Origin of the sequence: Providencia sp. 2024EL-00732 (assembly GCF_044006275.1) — a bacterium.
Lineage (GTDB): Bacteria > Pseudomonadota > Gammaproteobacteria > Enterobacterales > Enterobacteriaceae > Providencia > Providencia huashanensis.
This window is the reverse complement of the sequence record NZ_JBIPDG010000003.1, coordinates 324,849-350,043: the sequence shown is the minus strand read 5'-3', so window position 1 is coordinate 350,043 and position 25,195 is coordinate 324,849. Positions and strand designations below refer to the sequence as shown.

22 protein-coding genes are annotated in these 25,195 nt (G+C 37.2%); 14 read left to right on the top strand and 8 right to left on the bottom strand.

Annotated features, from left to right (window positions below):
• Nucleotides 1-51 precede the first annotated feature (51 nt).
• The gene (locus ACHB7C_RS08260; RefSeq protein ID WP_129466341.1) at nt 52-789 is read left to right on the top strand and encodes a hypothetical protein; all 738 of its coding nucleotides are present in this window, start codon (nt 52-54) and stop codon (nt 787-789) included.
• 4 nt (nt 790-793) lie between these two features.
• Nucleotides 794-1,489: a hypothetical protein gene (locus ACHB7C_RS08255; RefSeq protein ID WP_166686042.1), complete on the top strand. Its 696-nt coding sequence runs from the start codon at nt 794-796 to the stop codon at nt 1,487-1,489.
• Between the two features lie 56 nt (nt 1,490-1,545).
• Here ACHB7C_RS08255 and ACHB7C_RS08250 read toward each other — a convergent pair whose 3' ends face one another.
• Both ACHB7C_RS08250 and ACHB7C_RS08245 read right to left on the bottom strand, forming a co-directional pair.
• Nucleotides 1,546-2,373 (bottom strand): phosphoenolpyruvate hydrolase family protein, encoded by an 828-nt coding sequence (locus tag ACHB7C_RS08250; protein WP_042848226.1) that lies wholly within the window; start codon nt 2,371-2,373, stop codon nt 1,546-1,548.
• A 12-nt stretch (nt 2,374-2,385) separates the two neighbouring features.
• The gene (locus ACHB7C_RS08245; protein ID WP_166686043.1) at nt 2,386-3,606 is read right to left on the bottom strand and encodes a Tm-1-like ATP-binding domain-containing protein; all 1,221 of its coding nucleotides are present in this window, start codon (nt 3,604-3,606) and stop codon (nt 2,386-2,388) included.
• A 380-nt stretch (nt 3,607-3,986) separates the two neighbouring features.
• Here ACHB7C_RS08245 and ACHB7C_RS08240 point away from each other — a divergent pair, with 380 nt between their 5' ends.
• Together ACHB7C_RS08240 and ACHB7C_RS08235 are read left to right on the top strand one after the other, a co-directional pair.
• Nucleotides 3,987-4,613, top strand: a complete 627-nt coding sequence (locus tag ACHB7C_RS08240; RefSeq protein WP_042848223.1) for a TetR/AcrR family transcriptional regulator — start codon at nt 3,987-3,989, stop codon at nt 4,611-4,613.
• Nucleotides 4,614-4,798: 185 nt separating this feature from the next.
• A complete protein-coding gene (locus ACHB7C_RS08235) occupies nt 4,799-5,839 on the top strand; it encodes an AbrB family transcriptional regulator (RefSeq protein WP_166686044.1) in 1,041 nt (346 codons plus the stop codon).
• A gap of 104 nt (nt 5,840-5,943) precedes the next feature.
• On the opposite strand, the gene ACHB7C_RS08230 is transcribed toward ACHB7C_RS08235, so the two are convergent.
• Nucleotides 5,944-6,291, bottom strand: coding sequence for a YacC family pilotin-like protein (locus ACHB7C_RS08230; RefSeq protein ID WP_042848221.1), 348 nt, complete (start codon nt 6,289-6,291; stop codon nt 5,944-5,946).
• A 240-nt stretch (nt 6,292-6,531) separates the two neighbouring features.
• On the opposite strand from ACHB7C_RS08230, the gene cueO reads away from it, so the two are divergent.
• Both cueO and hpt read left to right on the top strand, forming a co-directional pair.
• Nucleotides 6,532-8,166, top strand: a complete 1,635-nt coding sequence (gene cueO / locus ACHB7C_RS08225) for a multicopper oxidase CueO (RefSeq protein ID WP_395346977.1) — start codon at nt 6,532-6,534, stop codon at nt 8,164-8,166.
• Between the two features lie 127 nt (nt 8,167-8,293).
• Entirely contained in the window at nt 8,294-8,830 is a 537-nt protein-coding gene (gene hpt, locus ACHB7C_RS08220) for a hypoxanthine phosphoribosyltransferase (RefSeq protein WP_042848219.1), read from the top strand.
• A 79-nt stretch (nt 8,831-8,909) separates the two neighbouring features.
• On the opposite strand, the gene ACHB7C_RS08215 is transcribed toward hpt, so the two are convergent.
• Together ACHB7C_RS08215 and can are read right to left on the bottom strand one after the other, a co-directional pair.
• Complete coding sequence (locus tag ACHB7C_RS08215) at nt 8,910-13,070, bottom strand: filamentous hemagglutinin N-terminal domain-containing protein (RefSeq protein WP_166686045.1); 4,161 nt, start codon at nt 13,068-13,070, stop codon at nt 8,910-8,912.
• A 437-nt stretch (nt 13,071-13,507) separates the two neighbouring features.
• Nucleotides 13,508-14,161, bottom strand: a complete 654-nt coding sequence (can, locus tag ACHB7C_RS08210) for a carbonate dehydratase (RefSeq protein ID WP_166686046.1) — start codon at nt 14,159-14,161, stop codon at nt 13,508-13,510.
• Nucleotides 14,162-14,418: 257 nt separating this feature from the next.
• Between can and ACHB7C_RS08205 the strand changes: the two genes are divergently transcribed.
• From ACHB7C_RS08205 to ACHB7C_RS08170, 8 genes are all read left to right on the top strand, one after another.
• On the top strand, nt 14,419-15,360 hold the full coding sequence (locus ACHB7C_RS08205) for an ABC transporter ATP-binding protein (protein WP_166686047.1): 942 nt from the start codon (nt 14,419-14,421) through the stop codon (nt 15,358-15,360).
• Nucleotides 15,357-16,127, top strand: coding sequence for an ABC transporter permease (locus tag ACHB7C_RS08200; RefSeq protein ID WP_042848215.1), 771 nt, complete (start codon nt 15,357-15,359; stop codon nt 16,125-16,127). Before ACHB7C_RS08205 ends, ACHB7C_RS08200 begins: the two co-directional genes overlap by 4 nt.
• Nucleotides 16,128-16,879: 752 nt before the next feature.
• Nucleotides 16,880-17,425, top strand: coding sequence for a fimbrial protein (locus tag ACHB7C_RS08195; RefSeq protein WP_166686048.1), 546 nt, complete (start codon nt 16,880-16,882; stop codon nt 17,423-17,425).
• A gap of 87 nt (nt 17,426-17,512) precedes the next feature.
• Entirely contained in the window at nt 17,513-18,154 is a 642-nt protein-coding gene (locus tag ACHB7C_RS08190; RefSeq protein ID WP_166686055.1) for a molecular chaperone, read from the top strand.
• A 129-nt stretch (nt 18,155-18,283) separates the two neighbouring features.
• Nucleotides 18,284-20,758 carry a fimbria/pilus outer membrane usher protein gene (locus tag ACHB7C_RS08185; RefSeq protein ID WP_233102466.1) on the top strand — a complete coding sequence of 825 codons (2,475 nt, stop codon included), beginning with the start codon at nt 18,284-18,286 and terminating at the stop codon, nt 20,756-20,758.
• Between the two features lie 15 nt (nt 20,759-20,773).
• Nucleotides 20,774-21,796 carry a fimbrial protein gene (locus tag ACHB7C_RS08180; protein WP_166686050.1) on the top strand — a complete coding sequence of 341 codons (1,023 nt, stop codon included), beginning with the start codon at nt 20,774-20,776 and terminating at the stop codon, nt 21,794-21,796.
• 17 nt (nt 21,797-21,813) lie between these two features.
• Entirely contained in the window at nt 21,814-22,362 is a 549-nt protein-coding gene (locus ACHB7C_RS08175; protein ID WP_166686051.1) for a fimbrial protein, read from the top strand.
• Nucleotides 22,363-22,371: 9 nt separating this feature from the next.
• The gene (locus tag ACHB7C_RS08170; protein ID WP_166686052.1) at nt 22,372-22,914 is read left to right on the top strand and encodes a fimbrial protein; all 543 of its coding nucleotides are present in this window, start codon (nt 22,372-22,374) and stop codon (nt 22,912-22,914) included.
• A gap of 57 nt (nt 22,915-22,971) precedes the next feature.
• On the opposite strand, the gene panD is transcribed toward ACHB7C_RS08170, so the two are convergent.
• The 3 genes from panD to panB form a co-directional block, all read right to left on the bottom strand.
• On the bottom strand, nt 22,972-23,352 hold the full coding sequence (gene panD / locus ACHB7C_RS08165; protein WP_042848200.1) for an aspartate 1-decarboxylase: 381 nt from the start codon (nt 23,350-23,352) through the stop codon (nt 22,972-22,974).
• Between the two features lie 141 nt (nt 23,353-23,493).
• Complete coding sequence (gene panC, locus ACHB7C_RS08160) at nt 23,494-24,357, bottom strand: pantoate--beta-alanine ligase (RefSeq protein WP_048608094.1); 864 nt, start codon at nt 24,355-24,357, stop codon at nt 23,494-23,496.
• Between the two features lie 31 nt (nt 24,358-24,388).
• A complete protein-coding gene (gene panB, locus ACHB7C_RS08155) occupies nt 24,389-25,180 on the bottom strand; it encodes a 3-methyl-2-oxobutanoate hydroxymethyltransferase (RefSeq protein ID WP_042848196.1) in 792 nt (263 codons plus the stop codon).
• Between the last annotated feature and the right edge of the window lie 15 nt (nt 25,181-25,195).

Here is a 25,195-nt window from a genome sequence, read left to right as displayed (position 1 = left end):
TATCAAGTAGCTTATAAAGAAAAAATATATTGTTGAAAACGGAGTAAGATAATGGCGAAGTCGTCAGGGAATGGACAAGTGGAAAGCAAAACAAATAAAAACCAAGGTTTTTTCCCAAAAGAACCAGCAGTAAAAAGTGTGCAAGAAAGTTCACATTCTTTTAGTCTTATTCGCGTTTTTTCAAAGCTAATTAATTATGGTTTCTCTCTTTTCTATGTTGGCTTTATTTTATCAGTGTGGTTTTTTCCTGAGTATTACACGGTGGAAATTATCTATAACCTAACGCTGATCCTGATCTTTGAATTTATTTTAGTTCACTCCGGTGTATTTATGGCGGTATTTCGTGATTGGCGGATATTAATGCTATTTGCGTTGCTATATGGTTTATTTGCATTAGCAATTAATATGGCAGTATTAGGTGACTCTCCGCTAATCTTATACTTGTATAGTGCTACTGTGGCGAACCGAATGCTTTTTGGTATCAGTAGTCGTACAGAACAAGAACGCGGAGAAAATATGGGCTATTCGGCTTTGATGGCATTAAATTTCATGTTTTGTATTTTCTTTGTAATTATTTTGTCTTTTCTTGTTCCTTATGGTGGATTAACGCCAGAGTATTTAAGGTCCATTGATTATTATTCCAGTATTTCTTCAGGCGGTGAATTTCCAGAAAAACCTCATGTGGCTTTTGCTTTTGGTGTTCTTTACTTTGGAATGCCGTTATTTATGGCCTGCCTAATGCATTTTTTGTGTAAAGGGCACTCTATTTACCAAAAAAAAGAGAAGTAATATTGTGGCAAGGAAGATCAGAAATAGAAAACATGCCAATAAACGCTCGACATCATTTACAGCGAAAGGGAAACGTCATTTTGTTGCATCAGACAAACAGCAAGGAATGATGAGTTTTTTACCTGAGTTAGTGGATCACGGCTTAACTATTTTTTATATCGGTTTTTTATTGTCTTTATGGTTTTTCCCCGATTGGTCGGGGGTTGAAGTTGTTTACAATATGGTGTTGATTCTGCTGTTCGAATTTATTTTAGTGCATATGGGCACGATGATGGCAGTGTTACAACGTGGTTTTTTCTTTGTTTTTGTGGCTGCTATTTTAGGCGGTGTGGCCTATATTTTTCATACAACACAGATTAATTCTTCTGCTATTCTTTATATTTACGCTGCTACGTTAATTAATCGAATTATCATTGGACGCCAACAAGGGAGCCAATTTGATAATTTTAATGCCTTCGATGAAGGGATTGCAAAATTACGCCATTATGTTGCGTGTTTTATCATTGCTGTATTTCTAACGCATTATTTACCCCAAGGGGGGCTCACTGAGCAATACCTTGAAGAGAATAATTATTATGGCATGTTAAAAATGACAGGCATGACAGAAAACCCATTAATCATTATTCAATTTGGCGTTTTGTACTATTCTACTTCTCTGCTTTGGGTGTTGTGGCGTTTTTTAAAACGGCATAAAAAATAAAAAAGCGCCTATCGAAATAGGCGCCTGGTGTTGGCAAAACAAAAAAATAATAAAAATTAACGTGTTATTGTTTTAAATTGCTGTGTAGTCTTTGTGAGTGCGACTTCGGTAGGCAAACGTTCCATTGAACTTGCGCCATAAAAACCATGGCAGTCAGGGCAGTTTGCTAAAATATATTCGGCATCTTCAGGTGTTGCGATAGGGCCACCGTGACAAAGCACAATAACATCATCACGTACTGCTTTAGCGGCTTTAGCCCATTCATTGATTAGTGGCACACAATCTTTCAGTGTCAGTGCGGTTTCTGCACCAATATTACCACCTGTTGTTAGCCCCATGTGTGGCACGATGATATCAGCGCCTGCTTCAGTCATCGCTACAGCATCTTCAGCGCTAAATACGTATGGCGTTGTCAGGAGGTCTTTTTCATGTGCCATACGGATCATATCGACTTCTAGGTCATAACCCATTCCCGTTTCTTCCAAATTAGCACGGAAATTACCATCGATTAAGCCAACTGTTGGGAAGTTTTGTACGCCCGCAAAGCCTGTTGTTTTGATGTCATCTAAAAACTTATCAAATTGGCAGAATGGGTCAGTACCGTTTACACCAGCAAGAACAGGGGTGTGCTTAACTACTGGTAATACTTCTTTTGCCATATCCATGACAATTTCATTGGCATTGCCGTAAGCGAGTAAGCCTGCGAGTGACCCACGACCCGCCATACGGTAACGGCCTGAATTATAAATAACAATTAAATCAATACCGCCAGCCTCTTCACACTTAGCAGATAGACCCGTACCAGCACCACCGCCGATAATTGGTTCGCCGCGAGCAATCATTGCTCTGAATTTTTTTAATAAATCTGCGCGGTTATGTTTCATAATTAACCTCTATTATTTGTTCAAAATATCCTGGTGTAGTTGAATAACCTGCTCACAAAACTCTTGGGAGTTAATGTGATAAGGACTCAAAATAAGCTGTCTTTTTTCTGTTTTAATTAAATTTTCATTGAGCGCATCAATAAAGGCTTGGTCAGCAATTGGGTCCCAGAAAGGAGCCCCATCGATATCTAATGCTGAAAACCCTGCTGTTGGAACAATAAAACGGATCTCTCCCTCACAACGATTTAATTTTTCGGCGATCCAGCGGCCCATCTGTTGGTTTTCTTCTTTTGTTGTTCTCATCAATGTGACTTGGGCATTATGATGATAAAATAAGCGGCCTTGGTAATGTTCGGGAACCGTAGAAGGGCGGCCAAAATTGACCATATCCAAAGCGCCACAGGACATAACGCAAGGTGTCTGAGTGCGTTCGATAGCGCCAAAGCGATCCTCATCACAGGCTAACACGCCGCCAAAAAGGTAATCACAAACCTCAGTCGTCGTGATATCTAATACGGAATGAAGTAGCTTACTATCAATCAGTTTTTCCATCGCTTTACCGCCACTGCCCGTTGCATGGAATACAAGGCAGTCATATTGTTCTTCTAATTGCGCGGTTAATTGCTGAACACATGGGGTGGTGACACCAAACATAGTTAAGGCAATTGCTGGTTTCAAATCAATGTTTTCTTCGGTGTCTTGATCAAACCAAACAGCCCCAGCGATTTGGTTCGCGGCATTTTTTAATACCTTACGGGAAATTACATTTAATCCTGATACATCTGTTACGGAGTACATCATAGAAATATCACTGGCTCCGATATAGCCAGAAATATCTCCTGAGGCCATAGTGGATACCATGAGCTTAGGAATACCAACGGGTAATACTTGCATTGCTGGTGTGATTAGCGCAGTACCGCCTGAGCCGCCTAAACCAAGAATTGCAGCTACATCTGTTTGGGCTGAAAGATATAAGCTAAAGGCTTGTGCCATCGCTTCTATTGCTTTACCTCTATCGCCACAGAATACGGCGTTTGCACCAAGAGGGTGAAAACTTGCTACAGTACTTGCACTGACATCTGCATTTTTTTCTAATTGAGTCTTTTGTGTTGTCAGGTCAACAGTACGCACAGCTAATCCGGCACTTTTTATTAATTCACTGACATAAAAAACTTCAGCGCTTTTGGTATCAAGTGTTGTTGCAACATAGATAAAACCCTGATTTTTTTTCATTGAAAAATCCTTTCAGATAGAAGCGGGTCGTTGAATTTCCCATCACAATGAGACTATAGTATCATTTTGGATAAATGTAAAATGAGACTGCCGTCTCATTTTTAGGTTTGTTGTAGAGGTAAATAGTTGTTAGTATCTATATCTTATTGATAAATATTAGTAATTGTTTTTTATGATGGTGAATCAATGATTAGGTTGGTAATACAAAGTTACAGTATAATTTATCATGAATGATAATTTGTTTTATGGAGAGCAGGGAAAAGCTCGAGGTGACAGCGTAAATTCATCTTTTTAATAGAGATGGTTACTTGCTTGTTGTTGTGCTTTATTAGTGACATTGACTAAACTTGTGGTAAGAAACAGTATTTTAAGGGTAAATAATGCCGAAGATTAATTCAGAACTACAATATAAGGGCACTCGAAAACGTACCTATGTACTATTGGTCACTACGGCTTTAGATTTATTTGAAAAGGGAGCTATGCCTTCTGTTTCGGAACTCGCTTTAGAAGCAGGAGTTTCTCGTGCAACTGCATATCGATACTTTCCAACACAAACTGATTTAATTACCGCAGTAGTTAATGAGAGTTTAGGGCCTATTTTAACTTGGCGCCCACAAAGCGTAAAAACGGAAGAGCGCATTGATGAGCTATTAACATATGCTTTTCCTCGAATGTTTGAACATGAAGGAGTATTGCGAGCGGCGTTACAAGCATCATTACAACAATGGGCTCAAGGTCGGTCTACCCCACTCAGTATAAAAGACAAACGGCTGGAAAGAGGTAACCGTAAAGATATCCTAACGATGGTGACGTCACCAATGAAATCAGAATTTCCGCAAGAAATTATTGATAAAGTGATCCGTGCTTTTTCTGTTATTTACGGCTCTGAAATATTTTTAGTGTTGAAAGATATTTGGAAAATGGAAGATTCCCAAGTCACCGAATTAGCGCAGTGGATGGCAAAAGCGATCATGAACCAAGCCGTTGCAGATAATGCGAATAAGTAAATATTCGTTAACGGACTTAACTGGTTTTTATCGACTGAAGTCAAAAAGATAAAATCAAAGTCTGATAAATAATCAATTAGTAGTGAATAATTACTATGGTGATAATTAAATCGATACTAGCCCCATATGGCATCGTTAATATGATATAAACTAAGGCTATAAATAATCTGAACGGTTAATGCCATATGATGAAGTTATTGAAAATGATAGGTGGGATTGCCATCTGTTCATTGATCGGCGGTGGGCTTACTTACCTAGGTATCCCACTTGCACTTATGTTTGGGCCGATTATCGCTGTTATTATTTTTCATCGTTTTGGTGTTTCTTTTGCTGTACCTAAGCATACGATTACTTTCGTTCAAGTTACCTTAGGGACTTCTGTTGGGTTGATGTTTAATCAGGTTTCCCTTAATGAGGCAGATAATTTATTTCTTTTATTATTAATGTTAGTTGTATGTTTAGCGGTACAATTTTCATTTAGTTTTTTTTGGTTTTATCGAAAAGTTGGTTGGACGAAACAAGAAGCAATGCTTGGCTCAGTGCCTGGGGCAATGGCCGCTATTTTAGCCTTAACTGACCATACCCATACGCCGCCACAAAAAATTGTTATTTCACATACAATTCGCTTAATTATCCTGATTTTATTAGCAGGGATCGTTGTAGGTAGTGATGGTGATCCGCAACCTATCATAGAATTACCAGTACTAACTTTAACCTCAACGCTATGGTTATTGGTGATTATAGCGGTTGGTTTGGGGGCAGGGCTTATTTTGCAGCGTTTAAGGGTTCCAGCTCCTTTTATGCTAACGTCATTAGCTGCAGCAACGTTGATTCAAAGTTTTCTAGATACCCCATTAAGTTTCCCATTGATGTTAACTGAACTGAGTATGGTATTAATTGGGATGAACATTGGTAATCATTTTATTGTTTTCCCACTTTCCTCATTGATTAAAAATATTTACTCCTCTGCACAAGTGGTTATCATTAATATCGCATTAACTTTCCTGATTACTGTATTTGCCTCTTGGGTAACGGGTTATGATATTTCTGTACTTTTACTGGCTTGGGCTCCAGGTAGTATGGAAGCAATGACCTTTGCTGCGATTACGATGAACCTTGATGCTGGCTTTGTTATGTCAAACCATATTATCAGAATGGTTATTATCCAAAGTATTCCATCGATTGCTTTATTTTGGCAGGAAAAAAAGGCTAAAAGGCAAGGTTAATGTAGCGTGGTAAAAAGAAAGAAAACAGACAGAAAAGGTACGGGTGTGTTTTCTTTCTTTTGTTATACTTGGTTTTAAACAACCTGTATTAATTCATTTTAGGGTTATTTAACATAAGCAAAAAGGCCGAGGGAATCTCGAGCAAGTGATTGGCATTTAAACTCGGTTGTCAGTGGTATTCCTTTTAAGTCTTTATAACTTTCTTTATTGAGAACGGTCATTTTTTCAGAATTATAATTGCTCAGATCCCATTTATTACTTTTAGCGAAGTAAACAATAGCCCGTTCGATTTCCCTGTCAGGGATTTGGGAGTACCCACAGTCATATTTTAGATAAATGAAAACAGCCGTCAGATCAGCGAGATCTTCAGCTTCATTGTTAGAAAGTGCTCTGGAAGAATTGGTTATCCCTAACAGAGTCATCAGGCATGACATCAATATAAATTTGCGCATTCGTTATTCTATCTGTTTTCTATGTCAAGTTACGTTAGCATAAGAATAGAATTGTTAGTCAACTATATTTTTCTTAAATCCATGTAATAAACCCACAATTACAGAGTGGATTTATTGACCTTCCTGTAAGGGGAGGCTTTATCATTCCTTTATTAAACCATGTTTTGCATAGAAAGGGTAATTTGCCATAAATTACTCTGATAATGATTATTTATTTGATAAACAAAAGGAAGGTTATCAATGCTACGTCGCGATTTTCTTAAGTTAAGTGCTATCACATACGCTGCAAGTGCGCTGCCTATTTGGAGCCGCATCGCGGTCGCAGCCGAAAATTACCCAACTCTTGCTATTCCGCCATTACTAGAACCTGATGAACAGGGAAATATTCAGTTAGCAATTCAGCAAGGTGTTTCTCAATTTGTCCCTGGAAAGAAAACGACAACATGGGGCTATAACGGAAATTTACTGGGGCCTGCGGTTAGTTTGAAAAACGGGCAAAGTGTGAATGTGAATATTATTAACCAGCTACCGGAAGAAACCACTGTTCATTGGCATGGTTTAGAAATCTCAGGTGAACAAGATGGTGGTCCGCAAGCGATTATCCAACCAGGAGCAAGCCGTAAAGTCAATTTTACGGTTAATCAAAGCGAAGCAACTTGCTGGTTCCATCCTCATACTCATGGAAAAACAGGCCACCAAGTGGCGATGGGGTTAGCGGGTTTAGTGATAATTAAAGACGATGATAGTACCAAGCAGGGGCTGCCAAGTTCTTGGGGAGTGGATGATATTCCTGTTATTTTACAAGATAAACGTTTAAAAGATGATGGTCAGATTGATTATCAACTCGATGTGATGAGTGCCGCGGTGGGTTGGTTTGGCGATATGATGCTAACTAACGGGGCTGTTTATCCAAAACATGTGGCACCTAAAGGCTGGCTGCGCTTGAGATTACTGAATGGCTGTAATGCTCGTAGCTTAAATATTTCGACCAGTGATGGGCGTAAAATGTATGTTGTTGCCAGTGATGGCGGTTTACTCGCTGAGCCAGTTGCTCTAACTGAATTACCTATTTTAATGGGCGAACGCTTCGAAGTACTTATTGATGCTTCAGATGGTCGCGCTTTTGATCTTGTGACCTTACCTGTTGGGCAAATGGGTATGACTATCGCACCTTTTGACCAGCCATTACCTGTTTTACGTATCGAAACAACATTAACACCGAGTGAAGGAAAACTGCCTTCAACGCTTGCTGCAATACCGGCTATCCCTTCTCTTGCTGGTTTAAATCGCCGCCGGTTCCATTTAATGATGGATATGCGTTTGGATATGCAAGGTATGATGATGTTACGTGAAAAATATGGTCCGCAAGCGATGGGCAATATGGGCGGACATGGCGCTATGATGGGAAATATGGGTCATGGGGCGATGATGAATAATGGAGAAATGAACCATGGGAACATGGGACAAGGAAATAAACGTGGTGGGATGGGGGATGGAGGCCATTGTGGAACTAATTCAGGTGATTTAGACATTCACAATGCAAATACTATTAATGGACAAGTTTTCTCAATGACGCATCCTGCATTTAATGCCCCAATAGGTAAGCAAGAGATTTGGGTTGTTTCAGGGCGTGGTGACATGATGTTACACCCATTCCATGTGCATGGAACGCGTTTTCGTATTTTAAAAGAAAATGGCCAAGCGGTAGCGCCACACCGGCAAGGTTGGAAAGACATCGTTAAAGTTGAAGGGCAAGTGAGTGAAATTTTGGTGGAATTTAATCACCCTGCAACACAGCAGCATCCTTTTATGGCTCACTGTCATCTACTTGAGCATGAAGACACCGGCATGATGATGGGCTTTACTGTAAGTTAAGCGATATCCTAATTTTTAGGACAAAATGCAGTACTAAATTTTAGTACTGCATTTTCCTTTATTAGTATCTAGGTTCTGCCTATGCTAAAATTACGCGCTTTCCATTTCCATAGATGCGTAATTGAAGATGAAACATACCCTTGAAGTTATGATCTCTGAAGAAGAGATTGCACAACGAATCAGTGAATTAGCAGATAAAATTAGCACTCATTATCAACAAGTTGATGGTGAGTTAGTCCTTGTTGGTCTGCTAAAAGGTTCCTTTATTTTTATGGCTGATTTGTGCCGTAAAATTAATGTTCCCCATGAAGTCGATTTTATGACTGTTTCAAGTTATGGCAATGCAATGACATCGAGTCGTGATGTGAAAATTGTCAAAGATTTGGATGAAGATATTCGTGATAAACATGTCTTGATTGTGGAAGATATTATCGATTCAGGCAATACCTTAAATAAAGTCCGTGAGATTTTCGAATTACGTGGCCCTAAATCAGTCGCAATTTGTACATTACTTGATAAGCCTTCACGTCGAGAAGTGGATGTCCCTGTCGAGTGGATTGGCTATTCAATTGAAGACAAATTTGTGGTTGGTTATGGTATCGATTACGCTCAACAGTACCGTCATTTGCCTTATATTGGTCATGTAACCTTACTTGAAGATTAAGGTATAAATAACGAATAACTAAAAAGGACAGCAATGCTGTCCTTTTGTTTATTCTCATTGAAATTTCAGTGAATTATTTTTAGTTATTCTCGATAATGACAGGATAACCAGTAATTTTTCCATTATTATTATTAAGGTTAGGCGTAATTAATTTAGTGGTATTTCCTGAACTGATTTTCCCATAATAATTGTAAATAGAATCATCCGCTTTAGCCGTTAAATCAAGACCTGCACTCATAATACCGTCATAGTTAGAAATTCTGTTCGCACTCGCATTTAGATTTCCTGTACTATTGATTTGAGAATAGTTATTATTGATTTCATTGTCCATTGTAATATCAATGTCAGCTTGCCCTGCAGCAGGGAAGATAGCGTTGGTTTGAATCATACCAGAAGCATTATTCAACTGAACTCCTTTGAGCTTGATATTACCATTATTGGCAACAATACCACCTTTTTGACTTGGTAAACCAAGGTAGTAAGTGTTTTTGCTAAAATCAGATGAATTAGTGTTGCTAATATAATCAGCATTCATCACTAAGTTATTATCAGCTTTAATTAACCCACTGCTATTGGTTAAGTACTTAGAAATAAAGTTAAGGTTAAAGCCTTTAATATAGCCAGATTTATTAGTTAAATTATCAACTTTAAATGTAGATTTACCGTTGTTAGAAATAATAATACCGCTATTAGTGAGTTTTGGTGATGTGATATTCATTAGCTTATCACTACTAATAACACCCCTTGTATCATTAGTGATTTCTTTTTGCGCAGTAATATCCATTCTGCCTGTTACTGCTTGAATAACCGAAGACAGGTTATTGATAATATCAGAATCAATAGTTACACGGCGGTTAGCTTGGATTGTGCTAGATGATTTATTTTCAATTGTATGACCAGTGAAGCTAAAGTCTCTACCGGCAGATATTATTGCTTGCTCATTATAAATCCTATCACCGGTGAAATTGATATCTTGACCAGCAATAAATCTATTTTTTCCATGTATGCTACGACTATCCGCACGATTATGGATCGTATCGGCACTCGCATTAATATCGCCTTTTTCAGCTTTTATTAAACCGCCTTCATTATGGATATCTCCAGAAATATTTAAGTTAATGTTATTATTTGCGCTAATTAACCCATTATAACGGTTTGTTAAACCTCCGTTAGAGTTAATACTTATATTACCAGCACTAGAAATAATATTTCCTTTGTCATTATCAAAAGAGAAGCGACTAGTCGACGTTAGATCAATGTTGCCTTTAGCTTGGATCATTCCACTGTTTCTTATGCCACTACCATTAACAGTTAACCCACCATTTCCAGTCGAAATTAAGCCATAATTGCTTAGAAAACGCTCTGATTCATTGACATTGATATTCATTTTTTCAGCAGTTAAACTGCCGCCAGATGCAACGGTTACACCATAGTGATTTTGGTTATAATAACCAGATAAACTAGAAAGTACATTGCCACTTTGGTCAAACAGATTATAGCCTGTTGATATATTTAACTCATTGGCTTTGACATCACCATTAATCAACACAGAGCGAGCAATAAAATCAACAGCATTGTTAGATGTTAGATTTTTATTAACAGTAATCTGACCTTTGTTGACGTTATATCCGATTAAGTTATCACCAACAACCAGTGGCGTACCAGTTACAAAGGCTCCACGTGATGCATTAATAAATCCACAGCTATTACAAGTAATACCGGAAGCATTAGCTACAATGACTTGTGCGGCTGTACCAGCAACTTCCATCATGCCGTTAATGAGACTGATATTGTTACCAACAACTTCATTTAAAATAACTGTTGCTTCTTTGCCTGCGGTTATATTTTCATTACCAACTATATTTCCACCTAACTGGGTTGTAGTCATGGAACTACTGTTATTGAAAATTATACCTTTTTCGCCCACATTGAAACTTTGGTAAGTATTATGTGAAATACCTTTATTGGTTGGTTTTTTAATATGAACAATATTTAGGCCATTAGGGTTGTAAATAATCCCAGTGCCATCAGTGCTGTAGGTTTTCTGATCATTGTGATCAGTGAAAATACTAGGAGTATAAATCTCAGTTACGTATTGTGAATTAAGTTTACCATAGCTATTATTGATTGCCTCTGCGGATTTTATTTTTAATCCTCCTCCAGAGTTAACTTTACCTTTATAGTTATAAAAGTTATTTGCATCAACTGTGATATTACTATCACTTATCAGTTCACCGAGGTAATTTTTAAATGTCCCAGATAAATTAAACTCCATTCCTCCTACATTCGCAGTTCTTTCTTCTGCTGCGCTTTTAAATACGCCTATCTCGTTGTAAATATTATCGCCAGTGACGGTGATCCCGCCATTTAAAGTTTCAATACCACCAGTTTTATTGGTTAAACCAAATTTAGATGATACTTTAGAAAATAAACTAGAATGTGAGTTATCTAGTATATTGGTATTGAGGACTATGTTGCCATACGAACGAATATATCCACCATAGTTATCTAAGTAATTAGCATCAATACGAAGGTTTTTGGCATCAATAAATCCTTCACCATTGTGAATGCTATTTGATGTAATATTTAGTGTATCACCTGAAATAGATCCTCCTTTATTATTAAGAAAACCTACTTTGAGATTGGAAACATAAGTTGGTACTGGTGGAGTATTAGGGACATTTGTTGGTGAAATAATTTTACCCGTATTAGTCAGTTTAGCCGAGGTGATATTTAATCCTCTACCGCTACTAATAACAGAATTTGCATCATTAGTAATATATTGTGCAATATTTAAGTCGGATTTTGCATTCGTAGAAGTGATTGATGACGAGTTATTAGTTAAAGTATCAGCCTCAATATTTATTTTTCGCTTAGCAGTAATGACTGAGTTAGTGTTTTTTACATCAGAAGTTATATTTAAATTGACATCTCTACCTGATTCAATTTTTGCTTTTTCATTAGTAATGCTATGGGCAGTAATATTGACATCTCTACCTGCAATAAGTCTATCTTGAGGTTTAGAGTTATAATTGCCTCGCCATTGATAAACAGCACCTCTAGCATCAATATTAACATCACCTGTTTCAGCTTTGATCAAACCTTCTTCATTATGAATATCTTTCGTTTTAATATTAATGTTATTTTTAGCGCTAATTAAAGAATCATAACGATTCAGTATCCTGTTTTTGCTCTGCAAATTAATATCGCCAGCGGTTGAAATTAGATGACCTTTATTATTGTCAAAAGCGAGAGGATCATCATTAGTTTCATTAGTGATAATGTTAAGGTCATTTTTTGCAGTAATCAGTGCTGTATTAGTAAAGGTGTTTGTATTTATATTAATATTGCCAGAAGATTCAATTTTATTATTATAATTAGTCAGAAACCCATCAGTATTAATGGATAATCCTTTATTTCCAGCTGAGATAACTCCTCTATTTCTTACGCCGACACCACTTTCAGTGGAAACTAAAGTAATTTTATCTGCATACATACCACCTAATGCGGAAACATCAATACCGACAGAAGGTTTGTTACCAGTACCAGCAATAGATGATACAGCATTTCCTTTAGCATCAACAAAGTTATTGCCAGTAACAACTTTAATTTCTTCTGCGTTTAATTTCCCATTGATGAATACAGAACGAGAAATAAGTTCTGTTGGCGAGTCAGAAGTTAGATTTTTATTAACGATGATTTGGCCTTTGGCGACATTATAACCAAGAAGTTCACCATTGCTAACTAGAGGGTTACCGGTTGTGAGCGTTGCACTTTCAGTATTAATAAAGCCGCATGTATTACATGTAATACCAGATGGGTTAGCGACGATAACTTGTGCTTTTTTACCTGCAACCTCGATCATACCATTTAAAGTGGTTGCGTTATTAGAGTTAACCTCGTTAAGAATAACACTTGCTTCCCCACCAGATAAATTAAGGTTTCCGTTGATTAGCCCACCTAATTGGGTATTAACATTATTTTTACTATTGTTTAGGATAACGCCTTTATTATCAACGTCAAACTTACTATATATATTGTGAGAAACGCCTTTATCACTTGCTTTATTAATATGAACAATTGTTGGTCCATTGCTTTGATTCATTACACCAGCACCGTTAGTATTAATAATCTCGGCATGGGCAACAAAGCTAACACCTAAAATTGCAGAAACACATAGAACAATTGGCTTCAGTTTTAATGTGGGAGTATAAGATTTATTTTTAATAGGCTGACTCATAGAGATATCCCTAAGATGAATTGAAATTAATGTTTTTAAGTTAATGATATTCCATTATAGCCAGTAAATTATGATGGAATTAAAAAATAAGTATATTTAAAAGTGTTTAACTGACTTTGATTTTTATTTGATAAAATAAAATCTCATTAATAAACGAAATATGGATTAAAATGTAGGCTTTTTTACTAAGTCCTTTAGTATCAATAAATAAGCTTTACTCTATGGTGGGATAACTATGTATTAACACCTAAAAATCTATACTTACATAATTATTCTTATTGAGAGCTAATGTTAAATTTCATTGAATATATATATTTTGTTTTGTTGTTTTTATTATTAATGGAAATCTATTTTATTTTATTTTATTTTATTTTTGTATTACTCTATTTTGGGATTAAATAAGAAAAAAGCTCTCAGATGAGAGCTTTCAATTTAAATTATTTTTTTTGGGTTAATGTTGCAATAGCTTCTCTATAACAGAGTTCAAGTTTTTCTCGGCTATCCGCTGTAATATGTAAATCTTGCAAACGACCATTGTTAATACCGTATACCCAGCCGTGGATCATAACATTTTGACCACGTTTCCATGCAGACTGCATAATAGTGGAATGGCCTAAATTATATACTTGTTCTACGACGTTTAATTCACATAAGCGATCGAGGCGTTCACAAGGTTTTAATTCGCCTAACATTGAGCTGTGCCTATACCAGATATCGCGTATATGTAATAGCCAGTTATTAATTAAACCCAGTTCAGTATTATCAACAGCGGCTTCAATACCACCACAGCCATAGTGCCCACAAATAATGATGTGTTCAACTTGGAGTACATCAACAGCATATTGGATAACAGATAAACAGTTGAGGTCGGTGTGAATAACTAAATTGGCGACGTTACGATGAACAAAAAGATCACCCGGTGCTGCGTTAATTAATTTTTCTGCAGGTACTCGGCTATCTGAACAGCCTATCCATAAGAACCTTGGCTTTTGCGCTTTTGATAATTCTTTGAAGAATTCAGGATCTTGCTCTTTTACTGATGCTGACCATGCTTCATTGTTAGCAAACAGTTCTTCGATTTTTCTCATCATGACTTATAGCCTAGTTGTGTTACTTTGCGATAAAATTTTATACAACATTTATTGATTAATTAATAATTAGTTATACTAATTCCAACCCCCTTATGATGAACCTGTCATTTAGACAAGACAACCATTAATTACTAACATGTTGAATTATATTACATAAATTAATTATCTCTTTTCTGCATAACATAGAACAGAAAAAAATGGCATCATAAGACTATATTGCCTCTAAACCGTCTTAAGAATAAAGGTTTTTTTTACATATGACATATGCACTTGAGTTATCACAGTTAACCAAAACCTACCCTGGTGGAGTGAGAGCCCTAAGAGGAATAGACCTAAGCGTTGAAGATGGAGACTTTTACGCATTGTTAGGGCCAAATGGCGCGGGTAAATCAACAACAATTGGCATCATCAGTTCATTAGTTAATAAAACAAGTGGTTCTGTAAAAGTTTTTGGTTACGATTTAGAAAAACAAGTTGTTCAAGCTAAGCAGCAACTTGGTTTAGTCCCTCAGGAATTCAATTTCAACCCATTTGAAACAGTATTACAAATAGTGCTTAATCAAGCGGGGTATTATGGCGTCTCTCGTCCTGTTGCCGTACAACGGGCCGAGCAATATTTGTCGCAGCTTGATTTATGGGAGAAGCGTAACGAACGCGCGCGCAATTTGTCTGGGGGCATGAAACGCCGTTTAATGATTGCCCGTGCATTAATGCACCAACCGAAATTATTAATTTTGGATGAACCAACCGCTGGAGTTGATATTGAGCTACGTCGTTCAATGTGGACATTTTTGAAAAGTTTAAATGCGCAAGGGACAACCATTATTTTAACGACACATTATTTGGAAGAAGCCGAAATGTTGTGTCGCAATATTGGTATTATTCAACATGGTGAATTAGTTGAGAATACCAGTATGAAGCAACTGTTAAGCCAACTGGAATCAGAAACGTTTATTTTTGATTTAGTGCCAAAAAGCCCTATCCCTCAGTTACTAGGATATGAGTCTCGTTTAATCGATACATCAACCCTTGAAGTCGATGTTAAAAGAGAGCAAGGGTTGAATAGCGTCTTTAGCCAACTTAGTGAGCAAGGTATTCAGATTTTAAGTATGCGTAATAAAGCTAATCGTTTAGAAGAGTTATTTGTTAACTTAGTCAAAAAAGAAAGTAATGTGACTGAAAAGGGGATAGTGCCATGATCTCATTATATTGGGTTGCATTAAAAACCATTTGGATAAAAGAAGTTACCCGATTTGGCCGTATTTGGGTACAAACATTATTACCACCAGTTATTACAATGTCATTGTACTTTGTTATTTTTGGTAATCTGATTGGCTCAAGAATTGGCGATATGGGGGGCGTGGACTATATGCAATTTATAGTACCAGGTCTGATAATGATGGCAGTGATCACTAACTCATACTCAAATGTATGTTCTTCATTTTTTGGGTCTAAATTTCAGAAAAACATTGAGGAATTACTTGTTGCTCCAGTTCCAACCCATATTATTATTGCTGGTTTTGTTGGTGGGGGGGTTGCAAGAGGAATTTTAGTTGGCTTCTTGGTTACTTTAGTATCACTATTTTTTATTCCATTACAGGTTCACTCATGGGTTATGGTCATAGTGACACTTCTATTAACTGCAATTGTGTTTTCATTAGCTGGGTTATTGAATGCTATTTTTGCCAAGACATTTGATGATATTAGCATTGTTCCTACCTTTGTATTAACACCACTAACTTATTTGGGGGGTGTTTTTTATTCATTGTCATTACTACCGCCATTTTGGCAAGCAGTATCCAAGCTGAATCCCATCGTTTATATGATTAGTGGTTTTAGATACGGTTTCTTAGGTATTGCTGATGTTTCTATCGGAATTACCCTTGGGGTGCTTATGATTTTCTTGGTTGTTTTCTATTTGCTGACTTGGTATTTAATTGAGCAAGGTAGAGGGTTACGCAGCTAACTTAGCATATTTTATTTTTCTTAAGGCCATATCTAAATTTGTTATTCAATTTATTAGATATGGCTTTTTATTAGGTATGATTTTAAGTGAAAATACGTAATATATAAATAAGGTGCATTAGGTATAAATACTTAATTTATTGACCGCTAAGTCTGAAGTATAAATACAAAAGTGAATTTAACATAAAATAAGTGGGAGAAAGGTGTGAATTTGGTTTTTATTTATATGTGTAATAGTTTCACTGTGAAATAAATAGTTTTGGAAAATCACATTAGACTAATTTTGAACTTAAATTCTCTCTTTTTTCAATATAAATAATCGTAGTATATGATTTTACCCCTCTAAATATATGGTTTTTATCTGCAATCCTATAGTGTGTAAGGCTTAAAGTCTTAAAATGTAATTAAAGTATTTATTTAATTTTATATATATATAGGAATTGGGTAAATTAACTTTTATAACTAATTAAATTATATTTAAATTTATGATGATGGGTCTGTTAACGATAACAGGCTAGTTTTAACTTGTTTATTAATATAACTTTCTAAATTAAAAGGATGCATTAGTTTAATTTTAACTAAAAATAGCACCTTAAGTTAAATTAATGGCTTTACTCCTCATATGGATTTTATCTAAAAAAAGCCATATACTTTTTGTGAATTAAATATACAGGGTGATAATTGTTTTAAATTAATTTAACGACCAAGTCTGTACATAATTAATAAATATTTGCTGATATATAAGAGGACTCTATGATTTTAAAGAAATCGGTACTAATAATATCAATTATTGCTGGTTCACTATCAGGAATGGCGCATGCAGCTATTGATAGTGGTAATGCTAAAGGGACGATAAACTTCAAAGGTCAATTTATTGATACAACTTGTACTATTGAAGTTAATAATACAAATAAAAATGAAGGTGTTGTTCAGCTAGGTACTTGGATGACAAATACCTTTGACAACGTTGGTGAGCTAACAGATGCCGTGCCTTTAACAATTGGTTTGAGTGGCTGTCCTGCAACATTAAGCCGTGCTCGAGTGACTTTTGGAGGGACCGCACATGCTGATGACAACAAACTATACGCGGTGAGTGAGGCTGAAGGTGTTGGTATTGGTATTTCTGGTGATGTAAATGGAACAAATTTTTATATTCCAGACACTGAAGCCGATGGTATTGATCTAAAAGGTAACAGTGGTGAAAAAACTTATTATGCGCGTTACGTTACAACAGCTAATGAGGTTACAGCAGGTAAAGCGAATGCTGATGTCACAGTCACTATTCAATATAACCAATAATTAACTAAACTAGGGAACAGATTGTTCCCTCTTTTTGATAGGGGAAAATTTTGAAAAAAATCTCTTATTTTTTTCGCACTTTTATGCATGGCTGCAACTAATGTAAATGCAAGTGTGGTTTTAGGTGGTACGCGCGTTATTTATGAAGGTAATAAAAAAGAAGCCTCTATATCCGTTAGAAATGATGATAAAACCCCTTTTCTTGTTCAATCGTGGGTCAATAATTTTGACAATAGCGAGAAACAAAAAATACCCTTTACAGTAACTCCGCCTCTTTTTCGCATTGAGCCAGAATCAGCAAATGCTATACGAATTGTTTTAACTGATCCTAAATTACCATCAGATAAAGAGTCTATTTATTGGTTAAATGTTAAGTCAATTCCGCCTTCGGACCCTAACGCAACAAATAATTTGACGATTTCAATTAATAACAAGATTAAGTTAATTTACCGCCCTGCAGGTTTGCCTACAGGAGAGGCGTTGACTGCCTATGAACAATTAAACTTCGAAAAGCAAGGGGATAATTTAAAGGCTAAAAATCCAACACCTTATTATATTTCTTTTGGTGAACTAAAAGTGGGTAATAAAGAAATAACAGATCCAGGTATGGTACCGCCAATGGGAGAGGCATCTTGGAATATTTCAGGGGTTCAAGCAAATCAAGTGACTTGGAGCGCTGTTAATGATCATGGAACGATAACAAAAACAAAAACTCAGACATTAAAATAATTCGTTGGAAGAATATACATTATGCGCTGTATTCCAAGAAAACAACTCCTATCAATTCGTTGTGATAATTCTATAACCTGTTCGCATAATTGGGTAATGTATTTTCGGTTAAAGAAAGTATGTCAGGCAGTGGCTGCAATTATTTTCACTGGTATGAATGTTAATTATGCATTTGCTGATGACTATTTTAGCCCAAGCTCATTAAGTGTGGTTGATGGTCAAAATATTGCAGATTTACCGAATTTAAATCAATTTGCTAATCCGGGTGGCCAGCTTGCAGGGGAATACCATGTTGATGTAATTGTAAATGGTATTTTAATGGAGTCGAAGGTTGTTGAGTTCGTTAAGGATAAGTCGTCAAATCAGCTAATTCCCCTATTAACGAAAAAAGAATTAGCACTTTGGGGCGTTAAAGTTGATGCGATTCCTGCGTTAAAAGCTCTTCCTGAGAAACAAGAAATTGTTCCTATCAGCGAATATATACCTGATGCAAAATCTATATTGGAATTGAATCAACAAAAGTTAAATATTTCGATCCCTCAAATTGCGATGGATAAGCAAGCCTTAGGTACTGTGCCAACTAGTCAGTGGGAAAATGGCGTTCCCGCTTTGGTCTTAAATTATTATTATAGTGGTTCAAATAATTGGAGTCGCAATGAGTCTAAAGATACCAATTCCCATTATTTTAATCTTCGAAGTGCTGGAAATTTAGGTCCATGGCGTTTAAAAAATTATTCTACTTACACTGATAATGATGGACTGCGTCAGTGGAAGAACATTGAGACTAGTTTAGAAAGAGGGATTAACTTTCTAAAATCACAACTCGTAATCGGTGATACAGCGACACCAAATGAGATTTTTGATGGTTTTCAATTCCGAGGCATACAGTTACGAAGTGATGAGTCTATGTTACCAAGCTCCAAGAGAGGTTTTGCTCCTATTATTCGAGGCATAGCTCAAAGTAACGCAGAAGTCACAGTTAAACAGAATAATTATGTTATTTATCAATCATATGTTTCGCCTGGGGCATTCGAGATTGATGATTTATACCCAACAGGAACCAGTGGTGATTTAACTGTCTTGATTAAAGAAGCGGATGGTTCGGAACGTTCATTTGTCGTTCCTTTTTCATCGATTGCCATTATGCAGCGTGAAGGGCAATTAAAATACTCGTTAACGGGGGGGAAATATAAATCTAATACCTCTGGTGAAGTGGAGCCTGATTTTTTTCAAAGCACGGTTATTTATGGTTTACCTAAAGGTATAACAGGGTATACAGGGGTTTTACTATCAAAAAATTATCAATCCTATGCAGTCGGTATGGGCGTTAATTTAGGTCATTTTGGTGCACTATCGGCTGATATTACACAAGGGAATAGTCAAAATTTATTAGGAAAAGAAGATTCAGATAGCGGGCAATCATACCGTTTCCAGTATTCTAAAAACGTGATGTCTACAGGGACTTCCGTGACTTTAGCGAACTACCGTTATTCAACAGAAGGTTTTTATTCATTTAGTGAAGCAAATAGCAATCAGCCGAAACTCTATCGCGATAACAAAAAGAACCGTTTTCAAGTTTCACTTAACCAATCACTAAATGAGTACGGTAATATCTATTTCTCAAGTTATCAGCAAGATTATTGGAACCGTTCAGGTAAAGAGCGTTCATTGAATGCGGGTTATAACAATAACACTGGCGGGGTCACTTACAATTTTAATTACAGTTATTCTGATAGCGCTTATCAACGTAAAGCAGATAACTATTTTTCATTTTCGGTCACGATCCCTCTTCAGACTTCATCGGGTAATTACACCTCAATAAACAGTAGTATTACCGCGGATAATAGTGGTAATACAGATGCAATGATGGGCGTGAGCGGAACATTAGGTGAGAAAAACAACTTCAATTATACCGTTCAGCAATCTTATGGAAATAAAAAAACGCGTGCGAGCGGAAATGCCTCTGCATCTTATCGAGGAAGCTATGGTATTGCCAATGCGGCTTATGGTTATAATAAGTATTCACAAAGGGCAAACTACGGTTTAACAGGGGCAATTGTTGCTCACCCCTATGGCATAACCTTAGCTCAACCTACCTATGATTCTTTTGCCATTATTCGAACCCCTGGGGCAGAAAATGTGCAAGTTTCAAACAGAGCAAACATCTCAACAGACTCGCGTGGCTATGCGATTGTTCCTTATTTAAACCCTTATATTAAAAATGAAATATCGCTTAATATTGACTCATTACCTGACAATATTGAATTAAAAACGAATACCGTCAATGTTGTACCAACGAAAGGCGCAGCAATCTTAGCTAATTATCAAACGCATGTGGGGTACCGACTCTTATTCACTGTAACCCATAATGGCAAACCTGTACCTTTTGGTGCAATGGCGCAATTTGCTCAAAATGATGACCAAAATACTAGCTCAGGAATTGTTGGCGATAATGGTGATGTTTATCTCAGTGGAATGCCAGAACATGGGCGATTACAGATAAAGTGGGGTAAAAGTTTACAAGAACAATGCGTTGTAGATTATCAATTAACCGCAGAACAATTAAAACAGCATTTACCTATATTGCCTGTTAACTGCCAATGAGAATAGGTTTTTAATATGAATATAAAACAGATTGTTGCTTCGATTGGCATTATATTTTTTTCATTTAGCGCATCCGGTATTAGTCAATTTCGTATCAATTTAGGGGATCTAGAAATTGACGCTGCAGCGCATAAACTTCCTCGTGAATCCATATTAGGTAATGGATGGAAACAATTTGATCCTAGTTCAAATCATGAGTTGTGTGCTGCTGACATGGCGGGGAATTTTAAGTTTACCCCACAAGTGAATAGTCAGCCTACAGGAATAGTGATTAATGATGGTTCCGGAAGTTACCCTGTGTTTAACACCAATATTCGTGGTGTGGGTTATGTCGTTGGAGTAAGGCAAAAAGGAACAAGCCAATGGTATCCACTAACAGGAAATAATAGTGAAATTAGTGCGGCTGATGGCTCATCGACTCTACAACTTGAAACACGAATGATGTATATCAAAACAGTTCAAGGGGATATTGAAGGGACCGATACGGCGGCAACACACTTTAGCCCAATAAAAGTGCAATGTAGCGGCGATATGGACTGGAAAACATCTGTAGGGGAAATATTACCTACATCAACATTAATTTCTTGGGCACAGCGTACGTGTTCAATTTCATCTGTTCGGCAGTCTGTTGATCTTGGGGTCCATGATATAGCTAAAGTTCGTTCCTTAAATATCGGGGATACTTTTGGTCATGCTCAGCAGTCGATTACGATTAATTGCCCAACAATAATGTCCGTAGCTTATACAGTTGCAGATAATTTGCATCCCAGCAATGTTAATACAGATATTATTTATTTAGAAAATCACAATGAGAACCCTGGATTTGCTGTTCGTGTTTACGAAGCTGGGAAATCATCGCCGTTGAGGTTGGGGGGAGATCGCTCGTTATCCACTAATTATGTCTATTCTTTGCTAGATAAAACGAGCTTAAGCCCAATCATTACAAAGACATTTGAGTTCAAGTATGTCAAAACGTCTAATGAAGTCAAAGCGACTAATGGTAATGCACAGGTCACAGTTACCCTTGTGTATAAATGATAAAGGGTAAATACAATATGAAACATATACCAAATTTAGTAATAGCATTTTTGTTATTTCTGGTCTCGAAGAATGGAATAGCTGCGGATGCTTATATCAAGGTAAATTTTACAGGGTCAATTCAAGCTCAAACATGTAGTGTATCCTCAGCTGCACAGAGTGTGGATTTAGGTATGTGGTTTCTTGAAGGTAATGGGAGTAATTTTCCTCGTAACTCAGTAACAGATTGGGTGGAGTTTGACTTAGTGTTTAGTTGTTTTACAGCAAATCGGCAAATAGTCGGTGCGTTAGAAGGTACACCTGCGGAGCTAGACCGAAAATTATTTGAGATAGATAAATCAGATGGTTCAGCAAGTGGAATGGCTATTCAAGTTGAAGCTTATTCCGATGAGCGTAAGCGTTGGGAAGAGAAAAACGCAAATGAAGTGAGCACGTTAGTTAGTTCATCGGGAACGACATCAGGAAGCAATACAGTTCGGTTACGTGCACGTTATAAGCAACTCGCAAATAGCGCAACAGCTGGGCCTGCAAATGCCTCTATTACATTTGTGGTGCGAAATAATTAAGGATAAGCAATGAATAAAAATATCAAATATACGACTCATTGTCTTACTGCGTTAGTGTGCTTTTTTTCAGCTCAGTCTATCGGTTATGATGCCGTTTTTAACATTTCAGGACGTGTATCTTCCAATACATGTTCAATTCAATCTTCAAGAACACAAGACATTGATCTTGGTGTTCACGTAATAGGGTCGTCTGGCTTTGGGAGCGGTGTAAATACGAAAAGTAAAGCTGTCAGATGGCAACTTGATTTTGATTGTAATGAAGGGACAGTGATTTATCTCTATCTTCGGGGTAATAATTATTCAGGTAGCGAGACGACATTAAGGTTAGCTTCATCTTCAGATAGCGCCAAAGGGGTTGGGATAAGAACCTCATACAGTAACGATTATACTAGTTGGAACTTGATGAGGCTAGGGGGGAAGACATCAGTATCACCATCATATGTAAATGGGAAAACAATTATCTATTTTGAATCATCTTATATACAGATGGATAAAGCGATTACCCCAGGTACGGCGAATGCTTCGATGGATATAGAAGTGACCTATCAATAAATAATAGATATTGAATAAACTAAAGCGCCATTAATATGATGACGCTTTAGTCTTATGTTAAGCCACTTGTACGGGTACCGCTTTTGCCACACGACTCATAACGTTATTTTCATCAAAGTAAGCGACTTTAGGCTTATGAAGGCGAGCATCTTCATCTTCAATCTGTACATAAGAACAAATAATAAGTTTATCCCCAACAGCGGCACGACGTGCAGCCGCGCCATTCACAGAGATAATCTTCGAACCTCGTTCACCTGAAATCGCGTAAGTTGAAAAGCGTTCCCCGTTATCAACGTTATAAATATCAATCGCTTCGTATTCAAGGATACCGGCTGCATCCATGAAGTCTTGATCAATAGCACAGGAGCCCTCGTAGTGTAAGTCAGCCTGAGTAACAGTGACGCGGTGTAGTTTTCCTTGCAACATTCTTCTTAACATTTTTTTCTTCCTCATTCGGCCCACAGCGTTGTTGACGTTCTCCCTCCCTAGTCTTAGGCTCCTAGAGATTTGTTTATTGAACGCCTAGCTGTAAACTCTGTAATTGCAGTGTGTTGTTTTATTGTTATAAGTACTTTGTTTTTATGCAATATCGACGGGAAGGTCAACTTGCAAATTGTCAATTAGTCGAGTCTGCCCTAACCATGCTGCCATCAGGATGACGGCTCGTTTACTCGACCCATTAAGGGGTAACAAGGTTTCTGCATCACGAATAAATAGCTCATCTGGTGTAAAACCAGCTTGGCGTAAAGACTCTTCCATTTCATTGACAAGGTCATTTGCAATGCTAGGGGTTTCTGCTAATTTTTGCCCGGCTTGTAACATAATTTGATAAAGCTGAGGGGCTATTTTTTGCTCTTCAGCAGATAAATTATTATTGCGAGAACTTAAGGCTAGCCCATTTTTTGCTCTAACTGTTGGAATACTGATGATTTGGGTATCGAATGATAAATCATTAACTAATTTACGAATCAATTGTAATTGCTGATAATCTTTTTTACCAAACAGCGCAATATCAGGTTGTACTAAGTTGAACAGCTTAGTAATAACAGTTGCGACACCACGGAAATGCCCCGGACGACTTGCGCCTTCTAGTATCGTTGATAGTTCAGGGACTTCAACATATGTCTGCTTTTCCATCCCGTCAGGGTAAAATTCGAGAGGAGAAGGTGCAAAAACTAAATTGATACCAAGACGTTTTAATTTCTCACAGTCTTCTTGCAACGTTCGCGGGTAATTTGCTAAATCAGACTGCCTATCAAATTGCATTGGGTTAACAAAGATACTGGCAATAACAATATCAGCTTGCTGTTTAGCTTGGTCAATGAGTGTTAAGTGACCATCATGCAAATTGCCCATTGTTGGCACAAGTGCAATACGTTTGCCTTCTTGTTTCCAGCGACGGATTTCACGGCGTAGTATAAGTGCCGTTTCAACGATAAGCATACGTGTGTTCCTTATGGTTTTTTGTAGTCAATTAGGAAAAGGAGTGAGCTTCACTTGGGTAAATCCCATCTTCCACTTCTTGAATATACATGCGGATAGCATCATTGATATTACCCGCTTGCGCTAAAAAGTTTTTAGCGAATTTTGGTGGGCGGGCTGTAATACCAAGTGCATCATGCATAACGAGAATCTGACCATCAGTTTCATTTCCTGCGCCAATACCAATAACGGGGAGCAGTAATTCTTCAGTGATATGACTCGCTAATGAAGTAGGAACACATTCAAGTACTAATAATTGCATTCCTGCATTTTCGAGGGCGATTGCATCTTTCAAGACTTGATTAGCAGTCACTTCATCACGCCCTTGGACTTTATAGCCCCCGAGTATATTGACGGCTTGTGGTGTTAAACCAAGATGGCCACAAACAGGAACGGAGCGTTCACATAGCATTTTTACGGTGTCACACAACCAACTGCCGCCTTCAATTTTTACCATATTGGCGCCTGCTTGCATTAAAATAGCGGCATTTGCACAAGCTTGTTCTGGTGTGGCGTAGCTCATAAAAGGCATATCAGCGATGATAAAGGCGTTTGGAGCCCCTTTACGAACACAACGTGTGTGATAAGCAATTTGTTCAACGGTAACGGGTAATGTGGAAGACTCGCCCTGAATAGTCATGCCAAGTGAATCGCCAACGAGCATGACTTGAATTCCTTGCTCATAAAATAATTGAGCAAAACTAGCATCATAGGCTGTCATGGTTGCGAACTTGCGTTTGTCTTGTTTAAACTGACATAAATCAGCCAGAGAAATTGGTTTCATTATAATAACCTCCGG

Coding starts and splice junctions, on each gene's coding strand:
- ACHB7C_RS08245 (WP_166686043.1), bottom strand. CDS start 3,606: ATGAAAAAAAATCAGGGTTTTATCTATGTTGCAACAACACTTGATACC.
- cueO (WP_395346977.1), top strand. CDS start 6,532: ATGCTACGTCGCGATTTTCTTAAGTTAAGTGCTATCACATACGCTGCA.
- ACHB7C_RS08260 (WP_129466341.1), top strand. CDS start 52: ATGGCGAAGTCGTCAGGGAATGGACAAGTGGAAAGCAAAACAAATAAA.
- ACHB7C_RS08200 (WP_042848215.1), top strand. CDS start 15,357: ATGATCTCATTATATTGGGTTGCATTAAAAACCATTTGGATAAAAGAA.
- ACHB7C_RS08180 (WP_166686050.1), top strand. CDS start 20,774: ATGAATATAAAACAGATTGTTGCTTCGATTGGCATTATATTTTTTTCA.
- ACHB7C_RS08215 (WP_166686045.1), bottom strand. CDS start 13,070: ATGAGTCAGCCTATTAAAAATAAATCTTATACTCCCACATTAAAACTG.
- can (WP_166686046.1), bottom strand. CDS start 14,161: ATGATGAGAAAAATCGAAGAACTGTTTGCTAACAATGAAGCATGGTCA.
- panC (WP_048608094.1), bottom strand. CDS start 24,357: ATGCTTATCGTTGAAACGGCACTTATACTACGCCGTGAAATCCGTCGC.
- ACHB7C_RS08170 (WP_166686052.1), top strand. CDS start 22,372: ATGAATAAAAATATCAAATATACGACTCATTGTCTTACTGCGTTAGTG.
- ACHB7C_RS08190 (WP_166686055.1), top strand. CDS start 17,513: ATGGCTGCAACTAATGTAAATGCAAGTGTGGTTTTAGGTGGTACGCGC.
- ACHB7C_RS08230 (WP_042848221.1), bottom strand. CDS start 6,291: ATGCGCAAATTTATATTGATGTCATGCCTGATGACTCTGTTAGGGATA.
- ACHB7C_RS08175 (WP_166686051.1), top strand. CDS start 21,814: ATGAAACATATACCAAATTTAGTAATAGCATTTTTGTTATTTCTGGTC.
- ACHB7C_RS08250 (WP_042848226.1), bottom strand. CDS start 2,373: ATGAAACATAACCGCGCAGATTTATTAAAAAAATTCAGAGCAATGATT.
- hpt (WP_042848219.1), top strand. CDS start 8,294: ATGAAACATACCCTTGAAGTTATGATCTCTGAAGAAGAGATTGCACAA.
- panD (WP_042848200.1), bottom strand. CDS start 23,352: ATGTTAAGAAGAATGTTGCAAGGAAAACTACACCGCGTCACTGTTACT.
- ACHB7C_RS08195 (WP_166686048.1), top strand. CDS start 16,880: ATGATTTTAAAGAAATCGGTACTAATAATATCAATTATTGCTGGTTCA.
- ACHB7C_RS08235 (WP_166686044.1), top strand. CDS start 4,799: ATGATGAAGTTATTGAAAATGATAGGTGGGATTGCCATCTGTTCATTG.
- ACHB7C_RS08205 (WP_166686047.1), top strand. CDS start 14,419: ATGACATATGCACTTGAGTTATCACAGTTAACCAAAACCTACCCTGGT.
- panB (WP_042848196.1), bottom strand. CDS start 25,180: ATGAAACCAATTTCTCTGGCTGATTTATGTCAGTTTAAACAAGACAAA.
- ACHB7C_RS08240 (WP_042848223.1), top strand. CDS start 3,987: ATGCCGAAGATTAATTCAGAACTACAATATAAGGGCACTCGAAAACGT.